The following is a 20518-nucleotide window of genomic DNA, read 5'->3' as shown; positions in this document are numbered from 1 at the left end:
GTGGACGATCAGATTCTGTGAGGAGTTCATGAGCGACTTCGAAGCGTTGGATGACGTTGTGCAAGAACGAATGCTTGGTCACCTGCGGTTGTTGCAATCCTCGGGTCCTGCGCTTGGGCGTCCTCATGTAGATACGTTGAACGGATCTCGGTATTCGAACATGAAGGAGTTGAGATTTACCGAGCGTAATGCGGTCTGGCGCGTTGCATTTGCATTTGACCCTGTCCGCCAGGCAGTGATCCTGGTAGCAGGTGACAAGGCCGGGGTGAGGGAAAACAGGTTTTATCAGAGGTTGATCAAGCAGGCAGATGCTCGCTTTGAAAACCACCTGTCGAGAGGAGAGAACGATGTCCAAGACACTTGATGAGGTCATCAATGGATTGTCCCCAGAACGCAAGGAGCGAGTGGAGCAACTGGGGCGTCAATTGATTCGCGAAGAAATCACACTTCAGGGATTACGAAAGCAACTCGAATTCACTCAGGAAGGTTTGGCGGAGCGCCTGGAGATTCGTCAGGGCAACATTTCAAAAGTGGAGAAGCGCAGTGACATGTTGATTTCGACCCTGCGCAGCTACGTGGAAGCATTGGGCGGTACGCTGGAACTCGTTGTTCATATGCCTGGTCGTTCACCTATCACGCTTGACGGATTTTCTGAGGATCAGGCAAAGCGCGCCTGATAGACCATCATTGACCAGTGGCCGGGATCAGACTTTGGTCCCCGCCTAAGTTCAGGTATCATATCGCCCCTTTTTGAATCTCCAGTCAGGCGATTTCCCATGACCAACCAGGCCGCCGAAGTCGCGAAGCGCCGCACTTTCGCCATCATTTCCCACCCCGACGCCGGTAAGACCACCATCACCGAGAAGCTCCTGCTGATGGGCAAGGCGATCTCCGTCGCGGGTACCGTTAAGTCGCGCAAGTCCGACCGCCACGCCACCTCCGACTGGATGGAAATGGAGAAGCAGCGCGGCATCTCCATCACCACCTCGGTGATGCAGTTCCCCTACCGCGAGCACATGATCAACCTGCTCGACACCCCCGGCCACGAGGACTTCTCGGAAGACACCTACCGCACCCTGACCGCGGTGGACTCGGCGCTGATGGTGCTCGACGGCGGTAAGGGCGTCGAGCCGCGTACCATCGCCCTGATGGATGTCTGCCGGCTGCGCGACACACCCATCGTCAGCTTCATCAACAAACTCGACCGTGACATCCGCGACCCGATCGAACTGCTCGACGAAATCGAGGCGGTACTGAAGATCAAGGCCGCGCCGATCACCTGGCCGATTGGGTGCTACCGCGACTTCAAGGGCGTGTACCACCTCACCGGCGACTACATCATCGTCTACACCCCGGGCCACGGCCACGAGCGCACCGAGGCCAAGATCATCCAGAAGCTGGATTCGGACGAAGCCCGTGCCCACCTGGGTGACCAGTACGATTCGTTCGTCGACCAGCTGGAACTGGTGCAGGGCGCTTGCCACGAGTTCAACCAGGACGAGTTCATCAATGGCCAGCTGACCCCAGTGTTCTTCGGTACCGCGCTGGGCAACTTTGGTGTCGACCACGTGCTCGACGCGGTCGTCGACTGGGCGCCGCGCCCGCTGGGCCGTGTCGCCCATGAGCGTACCGTCGAGCCTGTCGAGGAGAAATTCACCGGCTTCGTGTTCAAGATCCAGGCGAACATGGACCCGAAACACCGCGACCGCATCGCGTTCATGCGCATCTGCTCGGGCAAGTACGAGAAGGGCATGAAGATGCGTCACGTGCGGCTGAACAAGGACCTGCGCATCGGCGACGCGCTGACCTTCTTCTCGTCCGAGCGCGAGCAACTGGAAGAGGCGTTTGCCGGCGACATCATCGGCCTGCACAACCATGGCACCATCCAGATCGGCGACACCTTCACCGAAGGCGAGGCGCTGGGCTTCACCGGTATCCCGCACTTCGCCCCGGAGCTGTTCCGCCGTGTGCGCCTGAAGGACCCGCTGAAATCCAAGCAGCTGCGCCAGGGCCTGCAGCAGCTGGCCGAAGAGGGCGCCACGCAGGTGTTCTTCCCCGAGCGCAGCAACGACATCATCCTCGGTGCGGTCGGTGTGCTGCAGTTCGACGTGGTCGCCAGCCGCCTGAAGGAAGAGTACAAGGTCGAGTGCGCCTACGAGCCGATCACCGTCTGGTCGGCGCGCTGGATCAGCTGCGATGACAAGAAGAAGCTGGAGGAATTCCAGAACAAGGCCATGGAGAACCTGGCCATCGACGGTGGCGGTCACCTGACCTACCTGGCCCCGACCCGGGTCAACCTGTCGCTGATGGAAGAGCGCTGGCCAGACATCAAGTTCCGCGCGACCCGCGAGCATCACTGATCGTACAGGCTTTCACCTGACCCTGTAGGAGCGGCCTTGAGCCGCGAAAGGGCCGCAAAGCGGCCCCGGCGATCTTTGTTGAACACTGAATCCCGGGGCCGCTACGCAGCCCTTTCGCGGCTCAAGGCCGCTCCTACAGGGGTAAGCGTAAATCCCGCAGTTAATTTCCCGCTTTTATACTGGTCCAGATCCGCGTACGAATGCGGTCGATCTTCGCCGGCATCGCCTCCAGCGCATACAGCTTGCCCATCACGTCTTCGCTTGGGTAGATCATCGTGTTGCCCTTCATCGCCGGGTCCACCAGCGCGTCAGCCTGCTGGTTGCCATTGGCGTACTGCACGAAATTGCTGATCCCCGCCATCACCTCAGGTTGCAGCAGGTAGTTCATGTAGGCATAGCCCGCCTTCTCGTTGGGCGCATCGGCCGGCATGGCCACCATGTCGAACCACATCGGCGCGCCTTCCTTCGGAATCGAGTACCCCACCTTCACCCCGTTCTTCGCCTCTTCGGCGCGGTTCTTCGCTTGCAGCACATCGCCCGAGAAGCCCACCACCAGGCACACATCGCCATTGGCCAGGTCGCCGGTGTACTTCGACGAATGGAAGTAGCTGATGTAAGGCCGCACTTTCATCAACAGCGCCTTGGCCTTGTCGTAGTCGGCCGGGTTCTGGCTGTGGTGTGGCAACCCTAGATAGTGCAGGGCAATTGGCAGCAGCTCGGGGCCGTTGTCCAGCACCGCCACACCGCAGCGCTTGAGTTTGGAGAGGTACTCGGGTTTGAAGAACAGGTCCCACGAGTCGATGGGCGCGTTTTCACCGAGCACCGCCTTGACCTTGTCGATGTTGTAGCCGATGCCGGTGCTGCCCCACAGGTAAGGGAAACCGTACTGGTTACCCGGGTCATTCACCTCCAGCGCCTTGAGCAGCACCGGATTGAGGTTCTTCCAGTTCGGCAACTGCGACTTGTCCAGTTGCTTCAGGGCCTTGCCCTGGATCTGCCGGGCCATGAAATGGTTGGAGGGGAACACCACGTCGTAGCCGGAATTGCCGGTCATCAGCTTGCCATCGAGGGTCTCGTTGCTGTCGAACACGTCGTAGGTCGGCACGATGCCGCTGGCCTGCTGGAAGTTCTTCAGCGTATCCGGGGCAATGTAGCTCGACCAGTTGTAGATCTTCACCGAGTCGGAGGCGCCGGCAACGCTTGCGGCCAGCATCAGGGGAGCGAGAAGGAGCGTGCGCATGTCGGGGTTACCTTGCTTTGTCTGTTGTTATCGAAGGCAGGCGATCAGCGGATCAGAAAATCAGTACGTAGGTCTTGCGCACGGTCTCCTGGATATCCCAGGTGCCGAGGCTGTTGGCCGGTAGCATCAGTGCGTCTCCGGCTTCTATGACAAGCGGCTCGCCACCGTCGGGGGTGAAGGTGCAGCGGCCCTTGATGAAATGGCAGAACTCCTGCTGCACGATTTGCCGTCGCCAGCGGCCTGGGGTGCACTCCCAGATACCGGTCTCGACACCGTCGCTGCGTTCGACGCAGGTGACCGAGGTGACCGCGACCGGCTCGCCCAGGGGCACGGCGACCGGGTTGGAGCTGTCCAGGATGGCGCTGTCGGTGTGCTTGAACTGGGTGATGCGCATGACCGGAGGAATCCTCTGTGGTGATGAAGGGAAGTCAGTGCATGAAGCCTTCCATGAAGTCGGCCAACCCGCTGGCCAGGCGCCGCCGCCAAGGGGCGCTGGCCGGGTTGGCGAGGGTCCGGTCCTCGTGGATGAAGCTCTGGATGATCGCGTTGTAGCCCAGCCAGCGGCAGGGCTCGGGTGGCCAACTGGCCAGGCTCGACAGCGGACGGTTGTCGTGTACCCAGGGTTGGGCGGTCAGCTCGTTGTGCTGGCCCAGGATCAACGAGGCGAGGGTGCGCCCGCCCAGGTTGGTGGCGCCGACGCCTTCGCCGCCGTAGCCACCGGACAAGGCGATGCCGCGTTGCCGGTCGCACAGCATGTGCGGGCGGAAGCGTCGGGCCATGCCCAGGTTGCCGCCCCAGGAATGGGTGATGCGCACGTGCTTGAGCTGCGGGAACAGTTCGCCGAACAGGTAGCGGCGCAGCTCGACTTCGTTGTCGGTGAGGGTGAAGTCCTCGCGCAAGCGGCCACCGAAGCGGTAGCCGCCACGGGCACCGAACACCAGGCGGTTGTCGGCGCTGCGCTGGCCGTAGGTGACCTGGCGGCTGCTTTCGCTGAAGGCCTGGCCCTGGCCCAGGCCGATCTGTTCCCAGGTCGACTCGGGCAGCGGTTCGGTGGCCACCAGCAGGCTCTGCACCGGCAACTGGTGACGCCCGAGCGGTGGCAGGCTGGCGGCGTAGCCTTCGACGGCGGGCACCACCCAATGGCTGCGGATGCGTGCCAGCGGGGTGCGCACTTCGCCGGTCTGCCAGTCGATGGCCGGAGTGTTCTCATAGATCGGCACGCCCATGGCCTCGACCGTACGGGCCAGGCCGCGCACCAGCTTGGCCGGCTGGATCGTGGCGACATGGGGGCTGTAGATGGCGCCGTAGGGGTTGCTCACCTTCAACTGGGCATCCAGTTGTTCGGGGCGCAGCCAGCGGTAGTCGTCTTCGCTCATGCCCTGGCGGTAGAGGTCGTCGAGCCAGGCGCGCAGGCTGCGCTCCTGCTCCGGGTAACGGGCCGCGCAATACAACACGCCACCTTTGCGGTAGTCGCAGTCGATGCCTTCGCGCAGGAGCACGTTGTGGACTTCGTCAGGGATGCCATGCAGCAGGTTGATACTTTCCTGACGCTGTTGTGGAGAGAGGGTGGCGAGCAGGCGGTCCTCGCCCAGCAGGTTGCCCATCAGCCAGCCGCCATTGCGGCCGGACGCGCCGAAGCCGGCAATGTTGGCTTCGATCACCACGATATTGAGCTGGGGTGCCTGGCGCTTGAGGTAATAGGCGGTCCACAGGCCGGTGTAGCCGGCGCCAATGATGCACACGTCGATGTCCAGATCGGTGCGCAGGGCCGGGCGCGCGCACAGCGGCTCGTCGAGCTGGTCCATCCACAGGCTGATCGTGCGCAGGGGTTGCATCGGGGCGGGCTCCACATCCGGTAAAGGTCTGTGGGCGATCCTAGTGAAGCGTGGGGAGGGCTGTCTTACGTGCGTGCACGCAGGGAAATTTGCTTGAGATACGCCTTTGGCGAGAGTCCGGTGTGCTCGCGAAAGCACTTGTAGAAGGCAGACAGCGAGTTGAAACCGGCGTTGAACGCCAGTTCGTCGATGGGCGTGCGTACGCTGCCGTCGCCCAGGCTGGTCATCAGGTGTTGCAGGCGCGCCTGGTTGACGTAGCGGTAGAAGCTCTGCCCCAGCACCTGGTTGAGCAGGTAGGAGATCTGGTTGCGGCTGTAGCCGCTTGCATCGGCGACCTGCTGCAGGTCCAGCTCCGGGTCGAGGTAGGGGCGCAGGCCCTGGAAGTAGTGCTCCAGGTCCTGGGCCATGGTCGACAGTTGGCGTGGTGACAGGCCTAGCCTGCTGGTGGCCGGGCGCGGCCCCCCCGGATGGCTGGCGCTGCTTCCCTGGCGCACCAGCGTGGCGTACTCGTTGACCCGCCAGATCAGCCCATCCTTGACCGTGATCGCTTCACTGGACTGGAATGCCGCCAACCCGTCGCCACCTTGAACCGTGACCTGGTACTGGATGAACGCGGTGCAGCCGTCGACGCGGATGCGGTCGCTGTGGACGATGTCCTCGCCAGCCTCATGGGGCAGGCAGGCGCGCACGTAGTCGCGCAAGTCGTCGAAGCCGAGCACGCGGTTCTGGAAAAAATCGTGGTATTGGATATCCGGATGGTAGAGCGCCATTACCCCGTCGAGGTCGCGATGCTTCCAGCACAGGTGGTAGCGCATGACGGTGTCGGCGGTGAGCGGGGTTTGCCCGGGGCCGTCGGGGAGAGGTGTGGCGGTCATGGGCCTGATAGTGCATTGCAGAAAACCCAGGCGCAAGGGCGTGGATCTGGCATTTTGCACGGCTTCGCCAAGCGGTTACCGGCTAACGCTTTGATTCTTATATATGTAATTTTTCGATACAGCTGGCATGGCCGCTGCATTTCTTTTGTTCAACACTGAACGAGGAGAACGGCCATGCGCTCGATACTGCTGTGGATGATTGGGGTGCCGATCCCGGTGATCATCCTGATCTGGTTCTTCATGCATTGAGATCCTGGGGCCGCTACACGGCCCTTTCGCGGCACAAGGCCGCTCCTACAGGGCAACGCGATTCCCTGTAGGAGCGGCCTTGTGCCGCGAAAGGGCTGCGAAGCAGCCCCAGCTTTCTAAAGCCTAAAGAAATTGCTCGGCGTAGTGACAGGCCACCTGCCGCGTACTCACCTGGCGCAACGCCGGCACTTCCTTGGCGCAACGCTCGGTGGCATGCGGGCAGCGTTTATGGAACGCGCAACCATCCGGCGGATTCAACGGGTTGGGCAGCTCACCGGCAATGCGGATCTTCGGCTTCAGCGGATCCGGGTGGATCGCCGGGGTCGCCGACAGCAGCGCTTGCGTGTACGGATGCAGCGGCTTCTCGTAGATATCCTCCTTCGGCCCCATCTCCGCCGGCCGGCCCAGGTACATCACCAGCACCTGGTCCGCCACATGGCGCACCACCGCCAGGTTGTGGGAGATGAACACGTAGGCGGTGTTGAACTCCTTTTGCAGGTCCATGAACAGGTTCAGCACCTGGGCCTGGATCGACACGTCGAGGGCGGAAGTCGGTTCGTCCGCCACCAGTACCTTGGGCTGCAGCATCATCGCCCGGGCCAGGGCGATACGCTGGCGCTGGCCACCGGAGAACATGTGCGGATAGCGCTGGTAGTGCTCGGGGCGCAGGCCCACCTGCTCCATCATCTTCTGCACTTTCTCGCGGCGTTCGGCCTTGCTCAGCGAGGTGTTGATCAGCAGCGGTTCGGCAAGCTGGTCGCCGATCTTCTGCCGCGGGTTGAGCGACGCGTAGGGGCTCTGGAACACCATCTGCACGTCGCGGCGCAGTTGCTTGCGCTGGTCCTTGCTGGCGCCCTTGACCTCGTGGCCGGCGATCTGCAGCGAGCCGGAGGAGGGCTCCTCGATCAGCGTCAGCGCGCGGGCCAGGGTGGACTTGCCGCAGCCGGACTCGCCGACCACGGCCAGGGTCTTGCCGGCCTCCAGTTCGAACGATACGCCATTGAGCGCGCGTACCAGCGCATGGCCCTTGAACAGGCCGCGGGAGACTTCGTAGTGGCGGGTCAGCTCACGGGCGGATAGAACGACGGTCATCACGCCACCTCCTGGTTCAGCGGATAGAAGCAACGCACCAGGCTATGGGCCTGGGGATCGAGGGCCGGGCGCTGGCGACGGCAGTTTTCCTGCACGTACGGGCAGCGCGGCGACAGCAGGCAGCCTTGCGGGCGGTCGTAACGACCGGGGACGATGCCGGGCAGGGTGGCCAGGCGCTCGGCACCGATGCTGTGCTCGGGGATGGCCGCCAGCAGCGCTTCGCTATACGGGTGGGCGGGGATGTCGAACAGCTCGGGTACCTGGCCTACCTCGACGGCCTGGCCCGCATACATCACACACACGCGCTTGGCAGTCTCGGCGACCACGGCCAGGTCGTGGGTGATGAGAATGAGCGCCATGTTGCGCTCTTTCTGCAGGTTGACCAGCAGCTCCATGATCTGTGCCTGGATGGTCACATCGAGGGCGGTGGTCGGTTCGTCGGCGATCAGCAGCTTCGGTTCACCGGCGATGGCCATGGCGATCGCCACCCGTTGGCTCATGCCGCCGGACAGTTGGTGCGGGTAAGCGTCCAGGCGGCTTTCAGCGGCCGGAATCTCGACTTTCTTCAGCAGCTCCAGGGCACGCTGGCGTGCGGCCTTGCCCTTGAGCCCGAGGTGCTGGCGCAGCACTTCCTCGATCTGGTAGCCCACGGTGTAGCTGGGGTTGAGCGCGGTCATCGGGTCCTGGAAGACCATGGCGATGTCCTTGCCCACCACCTTGCGGCGCTGGCGGCCGCTGAGCTTGAGCATGTCGATGCCATCGAAGTTGAGCACATCGGCGGTGATACGGCCGGGTGCGTCGATCAGGCCCATCAGGGCCATCATGGTGACCGACTTGCCGGAACCGGACTCGCCGACGATGGCGAGGATCTCGCCGGCCTCCACGGCGAGGTCGAGGCCGTCCACGACAGGGATGGCATTGGCGTCGCCGAAGCGCACGTTCAGGTTGTTGATCTGCAACAGTGACATGGCGTTCTCCTCAGGCGGCGTTCTTGAGTTTCGGGTCCAGCGCGTCGCGCAGGCCGTCGCCCATCAGGTTGATTGCCAGCACACTGAGCAAGATGGTCAGGCCGGGCAGGCTCACCACCCACCAGGCGCGCTCGATGTAGTCGCGGGCCGAGGCCAGCATGGTGCCCCACTCGGGGGTTGGCGGCTGCACGCCCAACCCCAGGAAGCCCAGGGCGGCGGCGTCGAGAATGGCCGAGGAGAAGCTCAGCGTGGCCTGCACGATCAGCGGTGCCATGCAGTTGGGCAGCACGGTGACGAACATCAGGCGCGGCAGGCCGGCGCCGGCCAGGCGTGCGGCGGTGACGTAGTCACGGTTCAGCTCGCCCATCACGGCGGCACGGGTCAGGCGCACATACGACGGCAGCGAGACGATGGCGATGGCGATCACGGTGTTGATCAGGCCAGGGCCGAGGATGGCGACGATGGCCACGGCCAGCAGCAGCGACGGCAGGGCCAGCATCACGTCCATCAGGCGCATGATCGAAGGGCCGAGCAGGCGCGGGAAGAAGCCGGCGAACAGGCCGAGCAGAATCCCCGGGATCAGCGACATCACCACCGACGACAAACCAATCAGCAGCGACAGGCGCGCGCCCTGGATCAGCCGCGAGAGCAGGTCGCGGCCCAGCTCGTCGGTCCCCAGGATGAACTGCCAGGTGCCGCCTTCCAGCCACACCGGCGGGGTGAGCAGGAAGTCGCGGTATTGCTCGCTGGGGTTGTGCGGCGCCACCCAGGGCGCGAACAGGGCGCAGAACACCACCAGGATCATGAAGGCCAGGCCGGCCACCGCGCCTTTGTTGCGCGAGAAGGCCTGCCAGAATTCTTTGTAGGGCGAGGGGTAGAGCAAGCTCTGGTCGACCGCGCTGGACGGGGTCACGGATTTCGGAATCGGGCTAGTCATGACGGGAGCCTCAGCGCTGATGACGGATGCGTGGGTTGACCAGGCCGTAGAGGATATCCACGACGAAGTTGACCAGGATCACCAGGCAGGCAATCAGCAGGATGCCGTTCTGGACCACGGGGTAGTCACGGGCGCCGATGGCTTCGATCAGCCATTTGCCGATGCCCGGCCAGGAGAAGATGGTTTCGGTGAGCACGGCGCCGGCCAGCAGCGTGCCGACCTGCAGGCCGAACACGGTCAGCACCGGGATCAGCGCGTTGCGCAAGCCATGGATGAACACCACGCGCGACGGCGACAGGCCTTTGGCGCGGGCGGTGCGGATGTAGTCCTCGCGCAGCACTTCGAGCATCGACGAGCGGGTCATGCGGGCGATCACCGCCAGCGGGATGGTGCCCAGCACGATGGCCGGCAGGATCAGGTGCATCACCGCATCCTTGAACGCGCCCTCTTCGTCACTGAGCAGGGTGTCGATGAGCATGAAACCGGTCTTGGGTTCGATGTCGTAGAGCAGGTCGATGCGCCCGGACACCGGCGTCCAGCCGAGGCTCACGGAGAAGAACATGATCAGGATCAGGCCCCACCAGAAGATCGGCATGGAGTAGCCGGCCAGCGAGATGCCCATCACCCCATGGTCGAACAGCGAGCCGCGCTTGAGCGCGGCGATCACCCCAGCCAGCAGGCCGATGACACCGGCGAACAGCAGGGCGGCCATGGCCAGCTCCAGCGTTGCCGGGAACAGGGTGAGGAATTCGTTCCATACGCTTTCACGGGTGCGCAGGGATTCACCCAGGTCGCCCTGGGCAAGCTTGCCGACATAGTCCAGGTACTGGGCCGGCAGCGGTTTGTTCAGGCCCAGGCGCTCCATGGCCTGGGCGTGCATTTCGGGGTCGACCCGGCGTTCGCCCATCATCACTTCGACGGGGTCGCCGGGGATCAGGCGTATGAGCGCGAAGGTCAGCAGGGTGATACCGAAGAAAGTCGGGATCAGCAGACCCAGGCGTCGGGCAATAAAACTCAACATTGTCGGGGGTACCTCATCAGCCGGAACGGCGGTGCCGCCGGGCCCTCGTGAGGCGCCGGCGGCAGTTGTTGTTGTTCTACTTCACCTTGGTGGTGGCGAAGTTGTTGTTGGTCAGTGGGTTGATCACATAGCCCTCGACGTTCTCGCGCATGGCGGTGAACATTTTCGGGTGGGCCATGCTGATCCAGGGCTGGTCTTCATCGTACACCGCCAACGCCTCGTTATAGAGCCTGGCGCGTTCATCGTTGTCGATCACTTCGCGGGCCCGGGTGATCAGGTCCTGGAACTTCTGGTTGCACCAGCGTGCATAGTTCTCGCCGCTCTTGACGGCATCGCAGCTGAGCATGGGTGTGAGGAAGTTGTCCGGGTCGCCGTTGTCGCCGGCCCAACCCGCCGACACCAGGTCGGCTTCGCCTTTCTTGGCGCGGCGCAGCATTTCGGCCCATTCCATCACGCGAATGTCGAGCTTGATGCCGATCTTGGCCAGGTCGGACTGGAGCATTTCTGCGGACAGGCGCGGGTTGGGGTTGGTCGGGCCACCGCCGTTGCGGGTGAACAGGGTGATCACGGTACCTTCCGGCACACCGGCTTCTTTGAGCAGGGCGCGGGCCTTGTCCAGGTCATGGGGCGGGTTCTTGTTGTCGGTGTTGTAGCCGATCATGGTCGGTGGGTACGGGTTGACGCCGGGCAGCGCGTTGCCCTTGCCGAACAGCTGGTCGACGTGGGTCTGGCGGTCGAAGGCCATGTTGATCGCCTTGCGCACGCGCACATCGCTCAGGTACTTGTGCTGGGTGTTCATCGAGATGTAGCCGGTGACCAGCGCCTCGATCTCGGCGACCTTGAGTTTTGGGTCGGTCTTGATGCCCGGCACGTCGTCAGGCTTGGGGTACAGGGCGACCTGGCATTCGTTGGCGCGCAGCTTCTGCAGGCGCACGTTGCTGTCGGTGGCGATGGCGAAGATCAGCGCGTCGGCCGGTGGCTTGCCGCGGAAGTAGTCCGGGTTCGGCTTGTAACGGACCTGGGCGTCCTTGTTGTAGCGCTGGAAAATGAACGGCCCGGTGCCGATCGGCTTGCTGTTCAGGTCGGCGGTCTTGCCGGCCTTGAGCAGCTGGTCGCCGTATTCGGCGGAATAGATCGAGGTGAAGGCCATGGCCATGTCGCGCAGGAAGGGGGCTTCCGGGCGGGTGAGGGTGATCACCACGGTATGGTCGTCGGTCTTTTCCACCGACTTGAGCAGGTCCTTGAAGGCCATGCTCTCGAAATAGGGGAAGCCGATGCTGGTCTTGTCATGCCACGGGTGGTCGGGCCGCAATTGGCGGTTCAGGCTCCACAGCACGTCGTCGGCGTTGAAGTCGCGGGTCGGGGTGAAGTAGTCGGTGGTGTGGAACTTGACACCTTCACGCAGGTGGAAGGTGTAGACCAGCCCGTCGGGGCTGACGTCCCAGCTCTTGGCCAGGGCCGGCTGGATCTCGGTGGTGCCGGGCTTGAAGTCGACCAGGCGATTGAAGATGGCCTCGGCGGTGGCGTCGGCGGTGACGGCGGTGGTGTACTGGACGATGTCGAAGCCCTCTGGGCTCGCCTCGGTGCACACCACCAGCGGCTTGGCCGCCAGGTTTGACGCCGCGCCCAGGATGACCGCTGCCAGGGCAGCGCGTAGCGGTAGCGATTTCATGGAACCTCCCTGCAGTCAATGTTCCAGCGTAGCCGCCACGGCCCGTTGTTAATCGGGCCGTGGCGCCAACGGTCAGAGGATGTTGAACGGAATGGTGGTGACCAGGCGGAACTCGTCCAGGCTGCCATCGCCCTGGGCCTTGCTGGCGCGGTGGGCGGTGTAGGTGGCGCGAATGGCGGTATCCTTCAGCGGGCCGCTCTGTATCGCGTAGCTGGTACCGAAGCCCCACTCGTAGTGGGTTTCGCCGTCCAGGCCTTTGACGTCGTACATCGTGCCCTTGTAGTGGGTGCCATCGATGCCCCAGCCGCGAGCGTTGTACAGGTTGAACTTGAGGCCCGGCACACCGTACGGCGCCATGTTCAGCACGTAGCTGATCTGCAGGGATTTCTCGTTCGGGCCGTTGAAGTCCGACAGCAGGGAGTTGGCCAGGTAGATGCCGTTGGTTTCATGCAGGTAGTCGAAGTACTCGTTGCCGTTGACCTGCTGCCAGGAGGCGCTGAGCGTGTGGGCCTGGTGGGTCAGGCCAAACGACAGGCTGTAGGTGTCGTTGTCGATCTCGCCCATCTTCTTGCTGCCTTCGTCCACGGTCTTGTAGTAGTTCAGACCGGTGGTCAGGCTCAGCACCGCGCTGTCACCCAGCACATGGTTGGCGCCGACGTAGTACTGGTTCCAGAAATCTTCGACCTGGGTGGCGTAGAAGCTGGTGGTCAGGCTCTTGAGCGGCTGGTAGTTGATACCGACGGTGCTGGCGCGGTCAGTTTCCACGCGCTTGGCCGTGTATTCGCTGCGGAACTTGCTCAGGCTCTGTTCGGTACGCGGCGAGACGCGGTCGAAGGTGCCCAGGTCGAACGACAGGTTGTCGAACTCGGCGCTGTGCAGGAACGCACCCTGGAAACTCGAGGGCAGGGCACGGTTGCCGATGTAGGCGATCATGGGCGTGTCGACCGACTGGCGGCCGACGGTCAGCGTGGTGTTGGAGACGCGCGCCTTCACGTTACCCAGGCCCATCTTGCTCCACTGGCCGATGACATCGCCGTCGCTGTGGGTGAGCGTGCGGTTGTTCGGCCCGGCCACGGCGGCGCGGCCGCGTTCGAGGGCGATGGCGTTGTAGGCCGCGGCCTCGACGGCGAAGCCCACGGTGCCTTCGGTGAAGCCCGAGCTGTAGTTGAGGATGGTGCCTTGCACCCAGTTGTTACGGCTGTGGGTGTCGTGTTGGGTGCCGTCGCCCTTGTAGTACTTCCACAGCGGCGCGCGGGTGGCGCGTTCGTGGGCATACCAGTTGCGGGTGCTGCCGGACAGGCTCTGGCCGTCGATGAAGCCTTTGCTCTCGGCCTGCTCGCTGCTCGACTTGAGCGTGACCGGAACGAAGTCCTGGCTGGCGGGTTCGGCCAGGGCCAGGGCGCTGAAGGCGCCGACGGACAAGGCTAATGCGGTGAGTGTGAAACGTCTCAAGATTAAAGCTCCCTTTATATTTTTTTTAGTTATCACCCAGGCCTTGTGGGCCGGGCGTGCTGCGGTGCTGCGGTACTGCAATGTTTGCCTTGGGGTCACCAGGCAAATCCGGGCTGCACGCGGGCGCGGGGGTGGGTCTCACCCCCGGCCGCGCGGTGCAGGGTCAATCGATGCTGACGCCGGAAAATACGTTGCGTCCGAAGGGGCTGACCTTGAAATCTTTCACGCCGATGCTCAGTGGCTGGTTGACCGTGGAATGGGCCACCGGGGTGATCGGCACCTGTTGCTTGAGGCGTTGCTGGGCCTGTTGGTAGAGGGCAGTGCGCTGTTCACGGTCGGTGACCTGCTTGGCCTTGTTGACCAGCGCGTCGTACTGCGGGTCGCACCACAGCGAGTAGTTGTTGCTGCCGATGGCGCCGCAGCTGTAGAGGGTGCCCAGCCAGTTGTCCGGGTCACCGTTGTCGCCGGTCCAGCCGATCAGGGCGATGTCGTGCTCGCCGTTTTTCATGCGCTTGAGGTACTCGCCCCACTCGTAGCTGACGATGCGGACCTTGAAGCCGAGCTTGCTCCAGTCAGACTGCAGCATTTCGGCCATCAGCTTGGCGTTGGGGTTGTAGGGGCGCTGCACCGGCATGGCCCACAGGGTGATCTCGGTGCCTTCCTTGACACCGGCCTGCTTGAGCAGTTGCTTGGCTTTTTCCGGGTCGTACTTGGCGTCCTTGAGCGAGGTGTCGTAGGACCACTGCGTGGGCGGCATGGCATTGACCGCGGGTTGGCCGGCGTCCTGATAGACCGCCTGGATGATCGCTTGCTTGTTCACCGCCATGTCCATGGCCTGGCGCACTTCGACTCGGTCGAACGGTGGGTGCTGGGTGTTGTAGGCGATGTAGCCGAGGTTGAAGCCGGGTTGCGTCATCACCTGCAGCTTGTCGTCCTGCTTGAGCGCGGGCAGGTCGGCCGGGCGTGGGTGCAGGGTGATCTGGCACTCGTTGCGGCGCAGCTTCTGGATGCGTACCGACGGGTCGACGTTGATGGAGAACACCAGGTTGTCGATCTTCACCCGATCCGGGGCCCAGTAGTCCTTGTTGCCCTTGTAGCGAATCTGCGAGTCCTTCTGGTAGCGCTGGAACACGAACGGGCCGGTGCCGATCGGTTTCTGGTTGATATCGCTGGGCTTGCCGCTGGCCAGCAGGTGCTCGGCGTACTCGGCGGAGAGGATCGAGGCGAAGGCCATGGCGATGTTCTGCAGGAACGCGGCATCGACCTTGTTGAGCGTGAATACCACGGTGAGCGGGGCGGTCTTCTCGACCTTGGCGATGTTCTTGTCCAGCCCCATGCTGACGAAGTAGGGGAACTCGGTGGGGTAGGCTTTGCGGAAGGGCTGGTCCTTGTCGAGCATGCGGTTGAAGGTGAACAGCACGTCGTCGGCGTTGAAGTCGCGGGTGGGCTTGAAGTCCTTGTTGGCGTGGAACTTCACACCCGGGCGCAGGTGGAAGGTGTACTTCAGGCCATCTTCCGAGACCTGCCAATCGGTGGCCAGGCCTGGCTGAACAGCAGTGCCGCCACGTTCGAACTCGACGAGGCGGTTGTAGATCGGTTCGGCGGCGTCGTTGTCGGTGGCCGCCGTGTACTGGGCGGTGTCGAAACCGGCCGGGCTGCCCTCGGAACAGAACACCAGGTTGTTGGCCGCGACGAGCGGTGCCTGGCTCAGCAGGCCGAGGGCGAGCAGGGTGGAACTCAATGTAGTGAGGCGCATGGCAGATCCTTTGTCCGTGTATTTCGGCCGCGACAGGCAAAACGCGGCTGCAACGTCCCGGCCCTGACGATAGAAGCGCCAGAATGCGGGAACCAGAGTCAGATACTGATAAGTGAGCGGGAGCTGTCCGGTGAGCGCTAGGGAATTGCCCTACGTATCACCCGGTCGTGTCACCGTCCTGCCGAATGTTCCGGCAGGACGGTCACGGCCGTTAGTTGTCCACGCTTACCCCGTAGAAGGAGTTCAGGCCGAAGGGGCTGATCTTGAAGTCCTTCACTTTCGTGCTCATGGGCTGATACACGGTGGAGTGGGCGATCGGGGTGATCGGCACCTGCTCCTTGAGGATGTGTTGCGCCTGCTTGTACAGCTCGGTGCGCTTGGCCTGGTCAGGGGTGGCCTTGGCCTGCTTGATCAGGTCGTCGTACGGCTTGTAGCACCACTTGGAGAAGTTGTTGCCGTCCATTGCATCGCAGCCGTAGAGGGTGCCCAGCCAGTTGTCCGGGTCACCATTGTCGCCGCTCCAGCCGATCAGCATGGCGCCCTGCTCGCCGCCTTTGGAACGCTTGATGTACTCGCCCCACTCGTAGCTGACGATCTTGGCCTTGATGCCGACCTTGGCCCAGTCCGATTGCAGCATCTCGGCCATCAGCTTGGCGTTGGGGTTGTACGGGCGCTGCACCGGCATCGCCCACAGGGTGATCTCGGTGCCTTCCTTGATGCCGGCTTCCTTGAGCAGCTGCTTCGCTTTCTCAGGGTCGTACTTGGCGTCCTTGATCGTGGTGTCGTAGGACCATTGAGTGGGAGGCATGGCGTTGACGGCCAGCTGGCCGGCGCCTTGATAGACCGACTCGATGATCTGCGGCTTGTTCACCGCCATGTCCAGCGCTTCGCGCACCTTGAGTTGCGACAGCGGGTTGGGCTCGTTGCTGCCCTTGACCTTGTCCATCACGTTGTAGGCGATGTAGCCGAGGTTGAAGCCGGCCTGGTCAGGCATCTTCAGCTTCGGGTCTTCTTTCAGCGGCTTGATGTCGGCAGGGCGCGGGAACAGGGTGACCTGGCACTCGTTCTTCTTGAGCTTCTGCATACGCACCGAGGCGTCGGTGCTGATGGCGAAGATCAGGTTGTCGATCTTCACGTCCTCGGGCTTCCAGTAGTCCTTGTTGCCCTTGTAGCGGATCTGCGCGTCCTTCTGGTACTTGCTGAACACGAACGGGCCGGTGCCGATGGGCTTCTGGTTGATATCGGCGGCCTTGCCTTCCTTGAGCAACTGGTCGGCGTATTCGGCGGACTGGATGGAGGCGAAGCTCATGGCGAGGTTCTGGATGAACGCGGCGTCCACTTCGTTGAGGGCGAAACGCACGGTGTGGTCATCGACCTTCTCGACCTTGGCGATGTTCTTGTCCATGCCCATGTCGGTGAAGTAAGGGAACTCGGTGGGGTAGGCCTTGCGGAAGGGGTGGTTCTTGTCGAGCATGCGGTTGAAGGTGAACAGCACGTCGTCGGCGTTGAATTCACGGGTGGGCTTGAAGTACTCGGTGGTATGGAACTTCACGCCGTCGCGCAGGTGGAAGGTGTACGTCTTGCCGTCGTCGGACACTTCCCACTTGGTGGCCAGCCCCGGGATCACTGCGGTACCGCCACGCTCGAATTGGGTCAGGCGGTTGAAGATGGTTTCGGCGGAGGCGTCAAAGTCGGTCCCGGTGGTGTACTGGCCAGGGTCGAAACCGGCCGGGCTGCCTTCTGAGCAGAACACCAGGTTGGTCGCGGCGAAGGCGGACGGAGCGCCGGCTAGCAAGCCTGCACTGACCAGGAACGGGAGGACTGCGTGTTTGAGCATGGTGGCCTCATTGTTGTCATTTTTCGAATTGAGGCGGCCTCGTGAGCCGACCTGCGGATACTTATGCAGGGGCCATTCCCAATGCAACACTCAGCGGGATGGTTGGCGGCAAAAATGTGGGACGGACGTACATGGATGTCGCATCCATATAACTTTGGCGAATGTTGATCGTTTGCGCAGTCGTTTGGAGCGTTAATTTCTAGATGTTTCGAACCAAAAATGACAAGCAGATGCACCCGATTGGGGCGTAGGAAAGGGCTGAAACTACTGTCCGAGACGGTCTTGGCCGCCTCGGACATCCAACTGGAGGGGTCAAGGCACCTGGACTTCGATCAGGCCATCGGCACTCATGCTGACTTCACTGGTGCCGGCTTCGATATCGGGTGCCGGCGCGGCTTCATCGGCGGCGCCCTTGGCCATCATCGCCATCGGTGCATTGCGCAGGTACGGGCGCGGGTAGCCGCTGCTGTTCAGGTTCAGGCTGACCACCTTGTAGCCTTTGCCGCCCAGCGCCTCGGTGGCCAGCTGGGCACGTGCCTTGAATGCCGCGACGGCATCCTTGAGCAGCTCGTCTTCATTGCTCTTGCGGGTGGCGGGGGCGATGGAGAAATCCATGCCGCCCATCTTCAGGTCCTGTAGCAGCTCGCCGGTCAGTTTGGACAGGGCCGGGAAGTCGGCGCTCTCCAGGCGCAGCTCGGCGCGCTCGCGCCAGCCGGTGATCTTCTGGCCCTTGGTGTCGTAGATCGGGTAGCTGTTGCGGCTGCCCTGGCTGATCTTCACCTCCTTGGCCTGGCGTGCCTGCTGCACCGCCTTGTTCATGGTCTCGGTGATCTCCTTGGCCAGCTTGCCCGGATCACTGTTTTGCGATTCGCTGTACAGCGTCACGACCATCAGGTCGCGTGCCACTTCCTTGCTGACTTCGGCGCGCAGCGAAACCTGGTTGTAGCGTGGCTCGTCGGCCGCCAGGGCGGGCAAGCTGGCAAGCATGCCGCAGGACAGGGCGAAGGCTTTGCTGCGACGGGAAATGTGCATGTGGAACTCCTTGGCAATATATAAAGCGCGGAACGATCTTCATCCCACGCATGGCCGATCAGACCGGCATCAGTTTAGGCAGTTCAAAGCTGCAAGCCACAAGCTGCAAGAAAGTATGTGAAATTATTCAGGACAGTTTCCAGCAAGCTGCAATCGAGTAGAGGAGCCTGAAACCATCGAGACAAGCTTGCAGCTTGCAGCTTGCAGCTTGCAGCTTGCAGCTTGCAGCTTGCAGCTTGCAGCTCAAAGCTCGAAGCTGCTCCTGTGGCGCTTTGCCGCATTGCTGCAGCGAGGCGCCTGGCTTCGGTATACTCCAGCCGATTTTCCTGGAGCACTCATCGGGAGAGCTCATGCTCGCCGCCGCACATCCGCTGTCCGCTACACGCCAGAACCTCTGGCGCCTGACCTTCATCCGCATCCTCGTCCTGGCGGCCCAGGCCGGCTCGGTGGGCGTGGCCTACTGGACCGAACTGCTGCCACTACCGTGGTTCTCGCTGGCGGTGACTCTGGCCCTGTCGTCACTGCTGTGTGCCTTCACCGCCCTGCGCCTGCGCCTGTCGTTGCCGGTCACCGAGCTCGAGTACGCCCTGCAACTGGCCTGTGACCTGCTGATCCACAGTGCCCTGCTGTATTACTCGGGAGGCTCGACCAACCCCTTCGTCTCCTATTACCTGGTGCCGCTGGCGATCGCCGCGGTCACGCTGCCGTGGATCTACTCGCTGGTGCTGTCAGGTATCGCCCTGGTGGCCTACAGCCTGTTGCTGGTGCAGTACTACCCGCTGGAAACCCTGCCACTGGCGCGCGACACCATGCAGGTCTATGGCATGTGGCTGAGCATCGCCTTGGCCGCAGGGGTGATCACCTTCTTCGCCGCACGCATGGCCGAGGAACTGCGCCAGCAGGAGAACCTGCGCGCCGAGCGGCGTGAAGAAAGCCTGCGCGACGAACAATTGTTGGCAGTGGCCACCCAGGCCGCTGGCGCCGCCCATGAACTGGGCACCCCGCTGGCGACCATGAGCGTGCTGCTCAACGAGATGCGCCAGGATCACGCCGACCCCTTGTTGCAGGAAGACCTGCAGATCCTTCAGGACCAGGTCAAGCTGTGCAAGGAAACCCTGCAGCAACTGGTGCGCGCCGCCGAGGCCAACCGGCGCCTGGCTATCGTCGAGCAGGACGTCACCGCCTGGCTCGATGAAGCGCTCAATCGCTGGCACCTGATGCGCCCGGAGGCCAGCTACCGCTTCCAGCGCTTGCGCGACGGCGTGGTGCCGCGGCTGACGCCGCCACCGGACCTGACCCAGGCCCTGCTGAACCTGTTGAACAATGCCGCCGATGCCTGCCCCGACGATCTGGAGGTGCGCCTGGATTGGGACGCCCACGACATCGTCATCAGCATCCGCGACCATGGCCCGGGCGTACCGCCGGCCATCGCCGAAGCCATCGGCAAACCTTTCATTACCACCAAGGGCAAAGGCTTCGGCCTGGGCCTGTTCTTGAGCAAGGCCAGCGTGACGCGTGCGGGCGGTTCGGTGAAACTCTATAGTCATGAGCAGGGTGGCACCCTGACCGAATTGCGCCTGCCCCATGGCAAGCGAGGAGATGCATGATGAGCGAAGAAAACCAGGTTGAAGGCGAAGAGCTGCCGCACCTGCTGCTGGTGGACGACGACGCCACCTTTACCCGAGTGATGGCACGAGCCATGGCCCGTCGCGGGTTCCGCGTGAGCACCGCGGGTTCCGCCGAAGAGGGCTTGAAGCTGGCCGAGCAGGACCTGCCGGACTACGCCACGCTGGACCTGAAGATGGAGGGGGACTCGGGCCTGGTGCTGTTGCCCAAGCTGCTGGAGCTGGACCCGGAGATGCGCGTGGTGATCCTGACCGGCTACTCGAGCATCGCCACGGCGGTCGAGGCGGTCAAGCGCGGTGCCTGCAACTACCTGTGCAAGCCGGCCGACGCCGACGACGTGCTGGCAGCGTTGCTCTCGGAGCACACCGACCTGGACACCCTGGTGCCGGAAAACCCGATGTCGGTGGATCGCCTGCAGTGGGAGCACATCCAGCGCGTACTGGGTGAGCACGAAGGCAATATCTCCGCCACGGCGCGAGCGCTGGGGATGCACCGGCGCACCCTGCAGCGCAAGTTGCAGAAGCGCCCGGTTCGTCGCTGACAGGTTCGCCGGCAAGCCGGCTCCT

The 20518-nt window shown here is 63.0% G+C and carries 18 protein-coding genes; 5 read left to right on the top strand and 13 right to left on the bottom strand.

The features are described from left to right. The first annotated feature begins 28 nt into the window (after nucleotides 1-28). The 3 genes from NGM28_RS11160 (at nucleotide 29) to NGM28_RS11150 (ending at nucleotide 2360) form a co-directional block, all read left to right on the top strand. The gene (locus tag NGM28_RS11160; protein ID WP_240065588.1) at nucleotides 29-364 is read left to right on the top strand and encodes a type II toxin-antitoxin system RelE/ParE family toxin; all 336 of its coding nucleotides are present in this window, start codon (nucleotides 29-31) and stop codon (nucleotides 362-364) included. Then, on the top strand, nucleotides 348-677 hold the full coding sequence (locus NGM28_RS11155; RefSeq protein WP_011532370.1) for a helix-turn-helix domain-containing protein: 330 nt from the start codon (nucleotides 348-350) through the stop codon (nucleotides 675-677). The genes NGM28_RS11160 and NGM28_RS11155 overlap by 17 nt, the downstream gene beginning before the upstream one ends. 99 nt (nucleotides 678-776) lie before the next feature. Next, on the top strand, nucleotides 777-2360 hold the full coding sequence (locus NGM28_RS11150) for a peptide chain release factor 3 (protein WP_011532371.1): 1584 nt from the start codon (nucleotides 777-779) through the stop codon (nucleotides 2358-2360). Between the two features lie 160 nt (nucleotides 2361-2520). On the opposite strand, the gene NGM28_RS11145 is transcribed toward NGM28_RS11150, so the two are convergent. From NGM28_RS11145 to NGM28_RS11085, 13 genes are all read right to left on the bottom strand, one after another. Further along, nucleotides 2521-3600, bottom strand: coding sequence for a polyamine ABC transporter substrate-binding protein (locus NGM28_RS11145; protein ID WP_252090151.1), 1080 nt, complete (start codon nucleotides 3598-3600; stop codon nucleotides 2521-2523). Nucleotides 3601-3652: 52 nt separating this feature from the next. Then, nucleotides 3653-3994 carry a cupin domain-containing protein gene (locus NGM28_RS11140; RefSeq protein ID WP_252090150.1) on the bottom strand — a complete coding sequence of 114 codons (342 nt, stop codon included), beginning with the start codon at nucleotides 3992-3994 and terminating at the stop codon, nucleotides 3653-3655. A gap of 34 nt (nucleotides 3995-4028) precedes the next feature. Continuing rightward, complete coding sequence (locus tag NGM28_RS11135) at nucleotides 4029-5435, bottom strand: NAD(P)/FAD-dependent oxidoreductase (RefSeq protein ID WP_252090149.1); 1407 nt, start codon at nucleotides 5433-5435, stop codon at nucleotides 4029-4031. A gap of 65 nt (nucleotides 5436-5500) precedes the next feature. Further along, nucleotides 5501-6310 carry a helix-turn-helix domain-containing protein gene (locus NGM28_RS11130; protein WP_252090147.1) on the bottom strand — a complete coding sequence of 270 codons (810 nt, stop codon included), beginning with the start codon at nucleotides 6308-6310 and terminating at the stop codon, nucleotides 5501-5503. Between the two features lie 372 nt (nucleotides 6311-6682). After that, nucleotides 6683-7651 (bottom strand): peptide ABC transporter ATP-binding protein, encoded by a 969-nt coding sequence (locus NGM28_RS11125; protein ID WP_240065593.1) that lies wholly within the window; start codon nucleotides 7649-7651, stop codon nucleotides 6683-6685. Beyond that, complete coding sequence (locus NGM28_RS11120; RefSeq protein ID WP_240065594.1) at nucleotides 7651-8619, bottom strand: ABC transporter ATP-binding protein; 969 nt, start codon at nucleotides 8617-8619, stop codon at nucleotides 7651-7653. The genes NGM28_RS11125 and NGM28_RS11120 overlap by 1 nt, the downstream gene beginning before the upstream one ends. Nucleotides 8620-8629: 10 nt before the next feature. Then, nucleotides 8630-9556 (bottom strand): ABC transporter permease subunit, encoded by a 927-nt coding sequence (locus NGM28_RS11115; protein ID WP_011532378.1) that lies wholly within the window; start codon nucleotides 9554-9556, stop codon nucleotides 8630-8632. A 10-nt stretch (nucleotides 9557-9566) separates the two neighbouring features. Beyond that, a complete protein-coding gene (locus tag NGM28_RS11110; RefSeq protein WP_011532379.1) occupies nucleotides 9567-10577 on the bottom strand; it encodes an ABC transporter permease subunit in 1011 nt (336 codons plus the stop codon). A 76-nt stretch (nucleotides 10578-10653) separates the two neighbouring features. After that, the gene (locus NGM28_RS11105) at nucleotides 10654-12249 is read right to left on the bottom strand and encodes an ABC transporter substrate-binding protein (protein ID WP_252090146.1); all 1596 of its coding nucleotides are present in this window, start codon (nucleotides 12247-12249) and stop codon (nucleotides 10654-10656) included. Nucleotides 12250-12321: 72 nt separating this feature from the next. Beyond that, nucleotides 12322-13701 (bottom strand): OprD family porin, encoded by a 1380-nt coding sequence (locus NGM28_RS11100; protein ID WP_252090145.1) that lies wholly within the window; start codon nucleotides 13699-13701, stop codon nucleotides 12322-12324. Nucleotides 13702-13864: 163 nt separating this feature from the next. Further along, complete coding sequence (locus NGM28_RS11095; RefSeq protein ID WP_252090144.1) at nucleotides 13865-15457, bottom strand: ABC transporter substrate-binding protein; 1593 nt, start codon at nucleotides 15455-15457, stop codon at nucleotides 13865-13867. Between the two features lie 211 nt (nucleotides 15458-15668). Then, on the bottom strand, nucleotides 15669-17294 hold the full coding sequence (locus tag NGM28_RS11090; RefSeq protein WP_240065598.1) for an ABC transporter substrate-binding protein: 1626 nt from the start codon (nucleotides 17292-17294) through the stop codon (nucleotides 15669-15671). Between the two features lie 312 nt (nucleotides 17295-17606). Continuing rightward, entirely contained in the window at nucleotides 17607-18326 is a 720-nt protein-coding gene (locus tag NGM28_RS11085) for an SIMPL domain-containing protein (protein ID WP_240065599.1), read from the bottom strand. A 350-nt stretch (nucleotides 18327-18676) separates the two neighbouring features. On the opposite strand from NGM28_RS11085, the gene NGM28_RS11080 reads away from it, so the two are divergent. Further along, nucleotides 18677-19933, top strand: a complete 1257-nt coding sequence (locus NGM28_RS11080; protein ID WP_011532385.1) for an ATP-binding protein — start codon at nucleotides 18677-18679, stop codon at nucleotides 19931-19933. Beyond that, nucleotides 19933-20493, top strand: coding sequence for a response regulator transcription factor (locus tag NGM28_RS11075; RefSeq protein WP_194789012.1), 561 nt, complete (start codon nucleotides 19933-19935; stop codon nucleotides 20491-20493). The genes NGM28_RS11080 and NGM28_RS11075 overlap by 1 nt, the downstream gene beginning before the upstream one ends. Nucleotides 20494-20518 lie beyond the last annotated feature (25 nt).

Source organism: Pseudomonas sp. MWU13-3659 (assembly GCF_023757525.1).
In the GTDB taxonomy this organism is placed as follows: domain Bacteria; phylum Pseudomonadota; class Gammaproteobacteria; order Pseudomonadales; family Pseudomonadaceae; genus Aquipseudomonas; species Aquipseudomonas entomophila_E.
This window is presented reverse-complemented; position numbering and strand designations above follow the sequence as displayed.